Annotated in this window: 11 protein-coding genes; 1 reads left to right on the top strand and 10 read right to left on the bottom strand. The window is 60.3% G+C overall.

The features are described 5' to 3' along the window. The 8 genes from ACE3PP_RS07060 to ACE3PP_RS07025 form a co-directional block, all read right to left on the bottom strand. Complete coding sequence (locus ACE3PP_RS07060) at nt 1-2,238, bottom strand: ABC transporter permease (RefSeq protein ID WP_374379702.1); 2,238 nt, start codon at nt 2,236-2,238, stop codon at nt 1-3. Then, the gene (locus ACE3PP_RS07055; RefSeq protein ID WP_374379699.1) at nt 2,231-3,013 is read right to left on the bottom strand and encodes an ABC transporter ATP-binding protein; all 783 of its coding nucleotides are present in this window, start codon (nt 3,011-3,013) and stop codon (nt 2,231-2,233) included. The genes ACE3PP_RS07060 and ACE3PP_RS07055 overlap by 8 nt, the downstream gene beginning before the upstream one ends. Before the next feature lie 28 nt (nt 3,014-3,041). Continuing rightward, the gene (locus ACE3PP_RS07050; RefSeq protein ID WP_374379696.1) at nt 3,042-4,292 is read right to left on the bottom strand and encodes an ABC transporter substrate-binding protein; all 1,251 of its coding nucleotides are present in this window, start codon (nt 4,290-4,292) and stop codon (nt 3,042-3,044) included. Between the two features lie 48 nt (nt 4,293-4,340). Further along, nucleotides 4,341-5,387 (bottom strand): branched-chain amino acid ABC transporter permease, encoded by a 1,047-nt coding sequence (locus tag ACE3PP_RS07045; protein WP_374379693.1) that lies wholly within the window; start codon nt 5,385-5,387, stop codon nt 4,341-4,343. A 10-nt stretch (nt 5,388-5,397) separates the two neighbouring features. Further along, a complete protein-coding gene (locus ACE3PP_RS07040; protein WP_374379690.1) occupies nt 5,398-6,393 on the bottom strand; it encodes a branched-chain amino acid ABC transporter permease in 996 nt (331 codons plus the stop codon). 13 nt (nt 6,394-6,406) lie between these two features. After that, nucleotides 6,407-7,750 (bottom strand): amidohydrolase family protein, encoded by a 1,344-nt coding sequence (locus ACE3PP_RS07035; protein ID WP_374379687.1) that lies wholly within the window; start codon nt 7,748-7,750, stop codon nt 6,407-6,409. Between the two features lie 108 nt (nt 7,751-7,858). Further along, nucleotides 7,859-8,632, bottom strand: coding sequence for an alpha/beta fold hydrolase (locus ACE3PP_RS07030; RefSeq protein WP_374379685.1), 774 nt, complete (start codon nt 8,630-8,632; stop codon nt 7,859-7,861). Next, nucleotides 8,629-9,501 (bottom strand): fumarylacetoacetate hydrolase family protein, encoded by an 873-nt coding sequence (locus tag ACE3PP_RS07025; RefSeq protein WP_374379682.1) that lies wholly within the window; start codon nt 9,499-9,501, stop codon nt 8,629-8,631. The genes ACE3PP_RS07030 and ACE3PP_RS07025 overlap by 4 nt, the downstream gene beginning before the upstream one ends. A 169-nt stretch (nt 9,502-9,670) precedes the next feature. Between ACE3PP_RS07025 and ACE3PP_RS07020 the strand changes: the two genes are divergently transcribed. Next, nucleotides 9,671-10,345: a FadR/GntR family transcriptional regulator gene (locus ACE3PP_RS07020; protein WP_374379679.1), complete on the top strand. Its 675-nt coding sequence runs from the start codon at nt 9,671-9,673 to the stop codon at nt 10,343-10,345. A gap of 216 nt (nt 10,346-10,561) precedes the next feature. Here ACE3PP_RS07020 and ACE3PP_RS07015 read toward each other — a convergent pair whose 3' ends face one another. Together ACE3PP_RS07015 and ACE3PP_RS07010 are read right to left on the bottom strand one after the other, a co-directional pair. Beyond that, entirely contained in the window at nt 10,562-11,314 is a 753-nt protein-coding gene (locus ACE3PP_RS07015) for a putative DNA-binding domain-containing protein (protein ID WP_374379676.1), read from the bottom strand. Next, entirely contained in the window at nt 11,298-12,155 is an 858-nt protein-coding gene (locus tag ACE3PP_RS07010) for a DUF692 domain-containing protein (protein WP_374379674.1), read from the bottom strand. The genes ACE3PP_RS07015 and ACE3PP_RS07010 overlap by 17 nt, the downstream gene beginning before the upstream one ends. Nucleotide 12,156: the final 1 nt, after the last annotated feature.

Genomic DNA, 12,156 nt, shown 5'->3' with positions numbered 1-12,156 from the left:
TCAAGCCCTCTTCTTCATCGGTATGGCGATCTCGCGATAGGCACGCGCCAGGGCGTGGACGAAATCCGGATCGTTGATGTGTGCCTTGACGCGAAGGAGGCGCCGTTGGCCGGTCTGCTCGAATGTTCCCTCAATGGCATCAAAGAGCGCCCGATCGGCTTCCGGGTCCCAAAAGGCTTTGCCCGGCGCGTCGAGGGCCGAAACACCGCCCTCCGGGATGAGGAAGCGCACCGGCCCCTGCATCTGGTTGAGACGCTCAGCGATCCAGCGACCGGCGGTGGCATTCTCCTCGCGCGTCGTGCGCATCAGGGTGACATTCTGATTGTGGATGACGAAGTTTCGGCCAGAAAAGCGCTCCGGCACTGACCCGCGCGGACCGAAATTGACCATGTCGAGCGCGCCTACCGAGCCGACATAGGGCAAGCGTTGGCGAATGAAGGCGCCGAACCGGTCCGCCGTGGCCGGAAAGACCCCGCCCACCAGCATATCCGCCACTTCCGTCGTGGTGACGTCGACCGCGCCGGCCAGCAGCCCAGAATCGGCCAGCGCCTCCATTGATCGGCCGCCCACGCCAGTCGCGTGAAAGACAAGACAGTCGTAATCGCCCTGAAGTTCCGTCGTGAGCGCCTGGACGCAGGGCGTGGTGACCCCGAACATGGTGATGCCGATGGCGGGTTTGGCGCCGGCGGCTGCTTCCCGCGCCGCGTCTTGCGCCGCTCCAGCCATCATACCGGCAAGCGCATGCGCCCCATTCTTCAGAATGCGCTCGGTAATGACATTGAGGCCCTGAATGTCGGCAACCGATGGCAACATCAGAATGTCACTGGCACCGACATAATGCCCGACCTCGCCGGAAGCGACGGTTGAAATCATCACCTTCGGAATGCCGACGGGCAAGCGGCGCATGCCGGTGGTGGCAAGTGAAGTCCCCCCCGACCCGCCGGCCGAGATGATGCCGCCAACGTCGCGCTGACGGACGATCCAATGCTCAAACGCCGTCGCCATCGCGGCCACCGCTTGACCTCGATCGCCGGTGAAGACGGCATTGGGACCGCGCGGGTGGCTGGCCGCGATCTCCTGCGGATTGACATCGGCGCTCGATGGCTTGCCGGATGTCGAAAGATCAACCATCCGTGTGCGCACCCCGACAGCACGCAGCTCATCGCGCAAGAATTTGAGCTCTCGGCCCTTGGTATCGAACGTGCCGACGACCAGCGCCGTGCGCCCCATGCGCACCTCGCGGGGCATCCGCAGGATCGAAGGCTCCGCGGCATCCTCAAGCGCGGGTGCAGTTGGCATCTGCCGTACACCTTGGGAGAGATCGGCGTCCGACAGAGACCAGCGGTTGGGCGGTCGCCTGAGGGTGCGAATATTGCTGCCGCTCTCGGCCGGCGCCAAGGGCGCTGCCTGACCATGACGCACAACCCGAAAGACTTCCGCCACGCGTTCCGATGTTTCGCTTGTCGACCCAGAGGCAGTCTCCACCGGCTCGTCGGCATGGCGACCGACACCTAGGAGCCGCTGCTGCAGGTCGCGATCGTTCGCCAGTTCGGCCGATGGCATGATTCGATTGACGCGGCCGTTCACCATGATGGCGACATTCTCGGCAACCGAAGTGGCAACGCCGATATTCTGTTCGATCAGCAGAACGGCAATGTCACCTTCTTCCGCCAACTGCATCAGCATGGCTGCAACCTGGTCGACTATGACCGGCGCCAGACCTTCGGTTGGCTCGTCCATGATCAGGAGATGCGGGTTACCGAGGAGGGCGCGGGAGATGGCCAGCATTTGCTGCTCACCGCCCGAAAGCTGCCCGCCACCGTTATTCTTGCGTTCGGCAAGGCGCGGGAAGGTCTGATACACGCGATCGACCGTCCAAAGTGCATCGCGCCCGCCCCGTGCCGCGAGGCGCAAATGCTCATCGACGGAAAGGCTGCGCCAGACCCGCCGCCCCTGCGGCACGTACCCAACACCGAGCCGTGCGATTTCGTGCGGCTCCAAAGCGCTGATTTCCCGCCCCATCACGTTGATCGAGCCGGACCGCGCCCGCTTCAACCCCATGATGGTATTGCAGAGGGTGGTCTTCCCCATGCCGTTGCGGCCGACGATGGAGAGGATGCGGCCATCGAGGGCCAGGTCGACACCCTGAATGGCATGCGATTCGCCGTAATAGACCTGGAGATCGCGGATCCGCAGCGGGATGGCGTTCTGGGATATGCGTGCCGGCGGTTTAGCCATGCCCGCCTCCCAGATAGATTTCCTGGACTTGGGGATCGTTTTCGATTTCCTCAGGCGTGCCTTCTTTGAAGATACGGCCATTATGCATCATCGTCACGCGCTCGGAGACGCGCAGCGCGACATCAAGATCATGCTCGATGATGATGTAACCGATATGGCTGGGCAGCGATGTCAGAATGCTGACGAGATCGCGTCGCTCGGCAGGCGACAGGCCCGCTGCCGGCTCGTCGAATAGGATGAATCGGGGGGCGCCGGCCAATGCCAGCGCCACTTCCAACTGTCGTTGCTGGCCATGTGAAAGCGCGGCGACCTGCGCGTTGCGGCTGTCTTCAAGCTTCACCGCCTTGAGGATCCGCTCCGCCTGTTCCATGGTGGCATCGTCACGCTTGGGCCGTAGCAACGAGAAGCGCCGACGAGATACGCCGCGACATGCTAGGAAGATATTGTCGAGAACGGTCAACCCGCCGAAGAGGAGTGAGATTTGATAAGTCCGACGCAGCCCGCGTCGAATGCGCTCAAAGGCCGAAAAGCGCGTTATGTCTTCGCCGAAGAAGCGGATATACCCGCTGCTTGGTGGAAAATCGCCGGTAATGACGTTGAACAGTGTTGTCTTGCCGGCCCCATTGGAGCCGAGCACCGCACGGCGCTCGCCGGCGCGGACGGTCAATGTGATATCGGCCAAGGCAGTCAAAGCACCGAAGCGGCGGCCAACGCCGAAGAGCTCCAGCGCATAGGCGCCGCTCTCTCCCAACAGGTTTTCGGCCGTTTCCGCCATCTTCGATGCCCTGACCTTTGCCTTTAGCTTACTTGCATTCCGGATTGTCGCGGGTCGCCGGACCGATCTTGAGGAATTCCTCCTCAGGCTCGCCCAACGTCTGGTTGATGCCCTGCGCGATCTTGATCACCTTGTTGCGGAGTGTACCGTTGTCATCCACCACTTCGGTGACGAAGATGTCAGCGATAGCATTGCGATTGTGGTCAAGCTTCACCGGTCCGGTCGGTGTCTCGAAGGCGAGGCCGGCTAATGCTTCGCGGAACTTCTTGCCGCCGTCGGAAAGGTCGCCACCGACCTTGTCGAGTGCCAGCAACGCTGCCTTTGTGTTGATGTAGTAGGCGTGAGCGAAGAGCGACGGCGCCGGGAAGCCATCGGGAAAGGCCTTCTTGTAATCCTCGGTGAACTTCGTCCAGCGCGGATCGTCCCAGGTATCGGCGGTCGGGCCGGCGGCGATGGTGCCGACGACGGCATCGCGGATCGATCCCTTGGAACCGAGCACCGTCTGGTCGACGGTAATCGAGCCACCGATCAGTGGCGATTGCCCGCCCGATTGCTGGTATTGCGTCAGGAAGTTGATCGCGTCCGCGCCGCCGAGGGCGACATAGATCGCATCGACGTCATCGGGGATGGACGCAATGACCGAGGAGAAATCCTTGTTCCCGATCGGCACCCATAGCTTCGTCGTGACCTTGCCGCCTGCCTTGCAGAAAGGCAGCATGAAGCCTTCGACTTGGCTGTAGGGGAAAGAATAGTCTTCGGCAACAACGGCGACGTTCTTGTAGCCCTTTTCCTTAAAGGCGTACTCACCGAGCCCGGCCATCCATTGAACGCCGTCCGTTGAGAATCGGAAGAAATTCTCAGCCGGATTGAACAGCGTCGTGTCCTGTGCTGCTGAGGAGCCGTTGATGAAAGTGACGTTCGGTTGCGTCTTGGCATAGTCCTTGACCGCAATGCCTTCCGAACCGGAGAGCGGGCCGACGAGGACTTGCACCCCGCCCTGCTCCACCAGCTTACGAGCCGCCTTCAGGGCGCTTTCGGGCGAGGCATCGGACGAGCCGGTCTGCAGCTCGATCTTCTTGCCGGCGACGGTATAGTTTACTTCCTGCAAAGCGAGCTTGAGCCCACGCATGCCGTCTTCGCCCAAGACAGTGAAAGCGCCTTCGAGTGTCGCCAAGCCGCCCATCTTGATGACGTCTTCAGCGCGTGCCTCGGTCGCCAGCGAGCCGGCCAGGGCGCCGAGTGCGACGGCGGCCCCCAGGAGATGTCTTCTGCTAAGCATTTCGTTTCCTCCACTTGGGTTCGTTTTTCATTTATTGCCCTCCCAGCTTCAGGAGCCTTGGCTGCGCCGGGAGGATGGACGCAGCGATTTGTTGATGTCGACCGCCTTCAGCCGATCCCAGATTCCCAGAATGCCGTCGGGCGACGCGAAGATAACGACCAGGAAGACCAGGCCGATTACCGTGTTGAAGCGCTCCGGGTCGATCAGATCGATGGCGAAATTCTGCAGCAACACGAAGAGAAGCGCGCCGAGAAAGGGACCGATCGGCCGCCGCAAGCCGCCAACGACCGCAATCACCAGCACATTGACCGCGGCGTTCACGTCTAGTGTTCCCGGGGTGATCTGCCCGTTGAACCAGACCAGCAACACGCCGGCGGTAGCGGCGATGATACCGGCAAGAAAGAAGGCGAAGATGCGGTGCGCGGCAACGTCGAAGCCAATGGCACGAACACGGCGCGGATTGTCGCGGACGGCCTGCAAGCTGAGGCCGAAGGCCGAACGATGCGCGTAAGTCACAGCAGTGTAGAAGAAGGCCGCGACAGCCAGCGCGAGATAATAGAACGGCAGGGGATCACGCCAGTTGACGCCCCAGAATTCAGGTGCGGGCACACCGTGAAAGCCGTTGAAACCATTGAAGAGCGCATAATTCTGGCGGGCGAAATAGAAGAAGGCCGTGGCGATGGCCAGCGTGATCATGATCATGTAGATGCCAGCGGTGCGGACCGCCAGCATGCCAATGAGCGTGCTGACCAATGCGCCGATGGCGATCGCCACTGGGGCCGCGAGCCACCAAGGCCAGCCGAGCCCCATAACGCCAGAAGAGTTTATGCCCAGGATCGCCATGCAGTAGCCAGCGATACCCGCCACCGTCATCTGGCTGAGGCTGACCATGCCGCCATACCCGGCGAGGACCATCAGCGACAGGGCAATCGTGCCCATAATCAACGTGTAGGCACCCACCTGAAAGGTAAAGAACGGCGATGCGACAGCTGGATAAAGCAGCAGCGCAATACCAAGCAGTACATGACCGGGGTCAAGGTGGAAGCGGGCGGATGGAACCGCCGTCGAACCGGCACGAGCATCCAGGAGGCTCATCTCACCCCCCTCATGCCCGGCCCATGATGCCCTGCGGGCGAACCGCGAGCACCACGACCATTATGACGAAGGTGAGAACCACGCCGTAGGTTGGGAAATAGGCAAGCCCGATCTGCTCTGCGAGACCGATGAGCAGGGCACCGATGGCGGCGCCCGTGATCGATCCCATGCCACCGACGATAACGACGACCAGAGACGCCAGGAGATAGCGCACGTCCTCGCCCGGTGCGATGGAGAGGGCCGAGCCGCCGACCACGCCAGCGAAACCGGCGAGCCCGGCGCCGATGGCGAAAACGATGGCGAAGACGATGTGGACGTTGACGCCGCTTGCCGCCAGCATGGCGCGGTCATCGACGCCGGCGCGGATCATCATGCCGATGCGGGTACGGTTGAGAAGCAGCCACAAAGAAACGCCGATAGCAATCGCTGCAGCCAAGACGATGAGACGATAAAGCGGGTACATCATGAAGACGGATGTGCCGTTGGACTTCACGGCCGTGAGGATCGGCGTCGCCACGGCGCCATCGATCCAGCTGGGAATGGTGAACTGGTACGTATTGCCGGACCAGATCGCCAGCATGAGATCCGCACCGACAATGGATATGCCGATAGTGACCAAAGTCTGCCTGAGATCGTCGCCTTCCATGCGGCGGAAGACAAAGACCTGCATCAGGATCCCGGCGATGGCTGCGCCGAGAAAGCCGCCGGCAACACCCAGAAGCCATGATCCTGACCAGTCGGCGATGTCATACCCGATATAAGCACCCAGCAAATAGAGTGTGCCATGCGCCAGATTGACATTTCGCATCAGGCCGAAGACGAGCGTGAAGCCGCTGGCCACCAGAAAATAGAGACCGGCCACGGTTATGCCGTTGAAGATCGTGTTGACGAAGACCTTCTTCGGCCCGATGAGCGCCACGAGCCATTCCGGCCACAAGGCCAAGAACAGCCACAGCACGAGCGCCGCAAGCACCGCATAGGCGAGAATGGCAACAGGATGTTTCACGGGCGAGCCTTGATCAGGCGGTCAATCGCCGGCGCTGTTCCTGCGCCAATGGCTTCTTATGAAACTTGCCGTCCTTCATGATGGCGAGAAGCCGGCCCTTATCTTGGAGGACTCGGACGTTGGCCACAGGATCGCCGTCGACCAGCAGCAGATCTGCGAGATAACCTTCCTTGATCTGGCCCAGTTCATTGCCGAGGCCCATGATCTCGCCGCCAAGTTTGGTGCCGGCAAGGATCGCTTCCATCGGCGAGAAGCCCAGCATGTCGACGAAATATTCAAGATCCTTGGCATTGGTGCCTTGCGGCGTCCAGGCAAAGCCGTAATCGCCGCCGATCAGCACGCGGATGCCGCGCCGATGCATCTTCTTCATCGTGTCGATGGCCCGCTCGAGCTCGCGCTCGTAGAGCATCGAGATTTCCGAACCCGGCTTGATGCCGTATTCGCCGGCATTGCGCGCGGTACCGATCAGCCAAGCGATGCCCGGCGCCACGAAATGCTTGTCCTTGTTGGCTTCCAGCATATCCAGCGTCTGCTCGTCGCAGAACGAGGCATGATAGATGATATCAATACCGTGGCGAACGCATTGCTGGACCGATTTCGATGACCTTGCATGCGCTGACAGCCATTTGTTGCGGGCGCGCGCTTCCTGTACTGCCATCGCCACCTCCTCCTCGGACATCGGCGTTTCCTCAGCGCCCATGCCGGTGATTTCCTCACCCGAGAGATTGAGCTTGATGGTGTCGACACCGTATTTGATGAGCATACGGACGGTCGCACGCACCTCTTCCGGCCCCGAAATGACCATGCCCAGATTAAGGCCCGGATGCGGCATGTGCGGCAGCGTGAAATCGCCAAGTCCGCCCACGGTGGTGATTTCCGGACCCGATGCGGTGTAGCGCGGCCCCGGAATGCGGCCGGCATTGATGAAGTCACGGACGGCAACATCGAGGCGCGGCTTGGCGGCGGCAGCACCCCGCCCTGCCGTGAAGCCGGCATCGAGCACGACCTTGGCCATCTCGGCCGTCACCAGCGTGTGCTCTTCGACCGGCATCTTCTGGATGGGGTCGATACCGGGCGCGTTGTTCCAGGAAAGATGAAGATGCGCGTCGATGAGTCCGGGCATCAGCGTCGCACCCATGCCATCGATCGTCGTCGCCCCGCCCATGCCGGCCGAACTCTGGCCAAAGCGCGATGAACCGCGCGTCACCTGGCGAATGCGATTGCCCTGGACAAGGACCTCACCCGTATATGGATAGTCACCCGACCCATCGAGAATGCGAACGTTAGTGAACAGCACGGAATCCGATTCCCGGCCGTTGGCACCCCAGCGATTGCTGGAACTGGTGTAATCCGCCATGAAGTCCTCCCAGACTTTTGGATCGATCTGGGTGGCTCTCGGCTTTCGACCGGACGCTCTTTTTTCCCAGGCTCGACTGCGAACCTATGAAGTTAAGCACAAACTGCGTTAGATGCGCCTCAGGAAATTAGCAATTTTCTCGCTGCATTCGGCCGGCTTCTCGATTGTGGCCCAATGGCCACAGCGATTGAGCAGATGCACGCTGGCCCCGGCAACACGATCGGCAATGAACTGTGCCATGCTGGGTGGGGCTACGACGTCGGAATCGCCGGTAACGAACAAAGCCGGCGCCTTGATGCGCTGATGATCAACGGCTTGGAACCGCGACAATGCCTCGCAATGCTTGGCATAGCCGATCGGGTCCTGGCGCATGATGGTTTCACGCACGAAAGCGACCGCTGCGGGTCGGCTGGCTTTGGTTTCGGCCGAGACCGTGGCATTGATGATCTGCTCGGCGATCGGCTCCATACCTTGCTCGCGCGCCAAACGCGCCCTGCCGGCTAGCCCAGTTCTGGCAGCTTCCGGCGGTTCGACCAGCGCCCCGAAAAGGGCAAGCGACGCAACGCATTCCGGATGTTCGACTGCGATCTGCTGGCAAACCAGCGTCCCCATCGAATGCCCGACAAAGTGAGCCCTCTCGGCACCCAGGGTCCTGGCTGCCGAAAGCACGGCCGCCGTGAATTTCTCGATGCTGAGGTCGTCGTGCGGGACACGGGATCTGCCGGCGCCGGGCAGATCGATGCGGATGATGCGAAATCCGGCAAGGCCACTCATCAAGGGCTGGAAGGTATTGGTGGTGCCACCCAACCCGTGGATCATCACGACGGGCGGTCCTTCGCCGGCCACCTCGGCGACCACGGAACCCAGATCGACGCTGCTCATGCGGCGCGTTCCTCGAACTGGTTCTCCAGCACGCCGATACCGTCGACCTCGCAACGCACGACATCGCCTGCCCGCAAATAGCGCGGTGGATTGAAGCCGATGCCGACGCCCGCCGGCGTGCCGGTAGCGATGATATCCCCAGGCATAAGCGTCAGCCCGGCGGAGATGGTGGCGATAAGCGTCGGTACGTCGAAGATCAACAGGCCGGTATTCGAGTTCTGCCGCAAATCGCCATTCACGAAACAGCGGATGGCCGTGTTGGTGATATCGATTTCATCCTTGCTAACCGCCCAGGGACCCATCGGGCAAAAAGTATCCTGCGACTTGCCGACCAGCCACTGGCTATAGCGACCCTGCAGGTCGCGGGCGGTGACGTCGTTAACGATGGTATAGCCCCAGACATGGTCGAGCGCCTGTTCCTTGGCGATGCCGCGCCCGGCCTTGCCAATGATGACCGCCAGCTCGACCTCATAGTCGATTGCCGATGAAACGGCCGGGTCGATCTTCACCTTCGCCCGATTGGCGATGACCGTTTCCGGTACCTTGGAAAAGATAATGGGCTCTTTGGGGACCGCACCGGCAGCAGCGCTGGAATCGAAGCCGCTTTTGGCGAATTCATGCGCGTGCTCGTGATAATTCTTGCCAACGCAGAAGATGTTGCGGCGCGGTCGCGGGATTGGCGCTTCGATCTCAACGCGGTCGAGTGGGATCGGCGAGAGGGTGGCCGGCACGCCCGGCCGATCAATGATCGCCAGGACGCCTTCCCGGGCCGCATCAACGGGCAGGTCGAACGGCTTCACCTCTCCGGCAACGGTGTCGACGATGCCGACACGACGTTCGCCACCGATCGAGAACGTGGCAATGCGCATGAATTCCTCCCGATATGCCGCTGCGCCCTGTGGCAAGTGAGCCATTCGGCGTCTAGTTGCGCCAATCTAATTACTTCATTGAACCAATATCAAGGGATTTCAGCGTTTGGCATAGACGAAACACCCAAATCGTGCTAATTGGCTCACATATGGATCAAATGAGACAGCCATGCCGAGACCGATTGCCGCCGAGATTGCTCGCCATTTGAAACAGCGTATCGACGCTGGAGAATGGACCGATGGTGGGCAGGTGCCGCCCGAGCGGGACCTTGCCGCTGAGTTTGGCGTGGCGCGCAATACGATCCGCCGCGCCATGGATATGCTGCGCGACGCGGGTACCATTTCGCGCCATGTCGGACGCGGTACGTTCGTGACCGAAAACGGCGCCAAGCAGGATCTCAACAACATCGTTGCGGCAATGGAAGGCGCAAGCCCGGCCGATATGATGGAGTTGAGATTGCTGTTGGAACCGCTCGCCTCGGCCAATGCCGCGATCAACGCCAGCGCCACGCAATTGGCTGGCATTGAAGAGGCGCATCGGGAGGCCACCAACGCCACGGAGATCATGACCTTCGAGCAGTGGGATTCTGCGCTGCACCATCGCATCTTCGCCTGCTCCCGCAACGAACTGTTGCGCAGCATCTACGATCTGTTGCACGTGCTGCGCAACCAGTCACCCTGGTTCGACATGAAGAAGCGATCTTTCACGGAAGAGCGACGGCAAAACTACTGCCACCAACATGATGCAATTGTCGCCGCCATTCTGAAACGGGATCCGGAAGCAGCCCGGGCCGCAACGCTCGCCCATCTGCGCACTGTCGAAACAAATATGCTGGGGCGTTGAGTACGTATATCCGAACTAAGAACCGACTCGCATGGGGATGACTTCCGGATCTGCGCACAGTTGAAAGAGAAGTCGTCAGAAAAGCGATGCCGATACGAGAGCCCTAGGAGACTCCGGAAAAGGGCCATTTAGAGATTGTGCGCCCAACCCTATTTGGCGACCAGATAAGCTCTCGGCCTCTTCAATCTCTCAACGCGTCTCGATCCAATTCGCGCGCTATGCCCGCAGGATAAATCCGCCAGCCAGAACAAGGTCGCTGAAGAATGTCGTAAGATCAGATTGGGGTAGATTCTCGCAGGCACACATAACCCTCTCCCCACGAATAAGTGTCTGTAACGCGTCGAAATTATTTACTGACACAGGCTTTTTTTGAATGGTGCCGAGGTACCGCCATACGACAAAACGTGCATCGACTCGATCCAGCGCAATGGCGTCGGCGTCGGATGCGCCATGCGCCAAGCGATAAATGTTCAGCAGTGGAAAGTGTGAATTGAGGAGAGTGAGGCTCGGGTGCGCCTCAAGAGAAAGATCAGCCAGTTGATCGGGAGACAACGTGGTCAGCAGGGCCGCATCGACCGACGCCACGTCCGGGGCGATCGCAGCTCGGTTGAGCGCCCAGTCCAACCGGGCGATATCTGAAAGATAGGGCAGGTCTTTCACCAGTATCTCGCTGTCAAGATATGCGGGAAATTCTGCACCATACTCAGGCACACAGGGTTGGCGTGGCGGGTGATTGCGCAGGAAGCGTCGAGCCAGTACGTGAAAGGCCTCCTCGCCAATCAACAGCGAGACTGTTCGGAACGTGACTGCAAGAACCGCACCCAGACTGATTTGGTGATGATTTCGATAGACACTGAGGGAATCGCCCGTCGGCAGATGCTCCGGCCGATACACACCGGTCGGCGCCATCTCTGTGTGCTCTCGAATGGCACTGACGATCTGCCGCTGCAGATCAATCAGCCCGATCATACTCGGCCTCCAATAGAATATTCCGGCGTGTGGCATCGGCTTTTGCCGCCTCCGCAACCAGGATTGATATATCTGGAATTTGGCTGTCCCATTCGACGAGGGTGACTGCCTCGGGGAAGAGGCGTACCGCCTCTCGGTAAAGGCGCCAGACAGGGTCAGCGACTGGGCTACCATGATCATCAATCAGAATGCGGCGCCCATTCTGCTCAGCGATATGGTGCCCGGCCAAATGAATCTCGGCGACGCTATCTGCCGTTAGTGCTGTCATCACACTTATCGGCGACACATTCAGATTGTAGGCATTGACATGGAGGTTGTTCACGTCAAGCAGCAATCCGCAGCCGCTGCGACGCGCAAGTTCTGCCATGAACACACCTTCCGGGATCGGAGAATGAGAGAAGGCGACATAGGCGCTCGGGTTTTCCATCAGAATCCGCCGCTTCAAGCGATTCTGCACCTCGTCAACATGGTCGACGAGTATCTCAAGTGCCTCTTCGGTATAAGGCAGTGGTAGCAAGTCGTTCAGGCAGACGCCATCCAATCGGCACCAAGCGATATGCTCCGAGACCAGAAACGGGTCAATCATTTCCGCCAGATCGCGCAATCGATCCAGGTGCACTTGATCGACCGCCTCCGCCCCACCTAAAGACAAGCCGACGCCATGCAAAGAGACAGGGTAGCAGTCGCGTCCACGGATGAGTGCCTGGCGGGCGGCACCTCCTCCCATATAGTTCTCGGCATGCGCCTCTAGGAATCCAACGGCAGGCCGTTGTTCCTGCAAGACCTGATGATGTGGGGCACGCAAGCCGATTCCTGCCAGAAATGTAGAGGGCGTCTTCATC

Origin of the sequence: Dongia sp. (assembly GCF_041910485.1) — a bacterium.
Taxonomy (GTDB): domain Bacteria; phylum Pseudomonadota; class Alphaproteobacteria; order Dongiales; family Dongiaceae; genus Dongia.
The sequence above is the reverse complement of the archived record's forward strand: the minus strand, read 5'-3'. Positions and strand labels throughout refer to the sequence as shown.

Bases quoted from the DNA above. Each gene is read 5' to 3' on its own strand.
- ACE3PP_RS07060 (WP_374379702.1), bottom strand. From the start codon at position 2,238: ATGGCTAAACCGCCGGCACGCATATCCCAGAACGCCATCCCGCTGCGG.
- ACE3PP_RS07055 (WP_374379699.1), bottom strand. From the start codon at position 3,013: ATGGCGGAAACGGCCGAAAACCTGTTGGGAGAGAGCGGCGCCTATGCG.
- ACE3PP_RS07050 (WP_374379696.1), bottom strand. From the start codon at position 4,292: ATGCTTAGCAGAAGACATCTCCTGGGGGCCGCCGTCGCACTCGGCGCC.
- ACE3PP_RS07045 (WP_374379693.1), bottom strand. From the start codon at position 5,387: ATGAGCCTCCTGGATGCTCGTGCCGGTTCGACGGCGGTTCCATCCGCC.
- ACE3PP_RS07035 (WP_374379687.1), bottom strand. From the start codon at position 7,750: ATGGCGGATTACACCAGTTCCAGCAATCGCTGGGGTGCCAACGGCCGG.
- ACE3PP_RS07030 (WP_374379685.1), bottom strand. From the start codon at position 8,632: ATGAGCAGCGTCGATCTGGGTTCCGTGGTCGCCGAGGTGGCCGGCGAA.
- ACE3PP_RS07025 (WP_374379682.1), bottom strand. From the start codon at position 9,501: ATGCGCATTGCCACGTTCTCGATCGGTGGCGAACGTCGTGTCGGCATC.
- ACE3PP_RS07020 (WP_374379679.1), top strand. From the start codon at position 9,671: ATGCCGAGACCGATTGCCGCCGAGATTGCTCGCCATTTGAAACAGCGT.
- ACE3PP_RS07015 (WP_374379676.1), bottom strand. From the start codon at position 11,314: ATGATCGGGCTGATTGATCTGCAGCGGCAGATCGTCAGTGCCATTCGA.
- ACE3PP_RS07010 (WP_374379674.1), bottom strand. From the start codon at position 12,155: ATGAAGACGCCCTCTACATTTCTGGCAGGAATCGGCTTGCGTGCCCCA.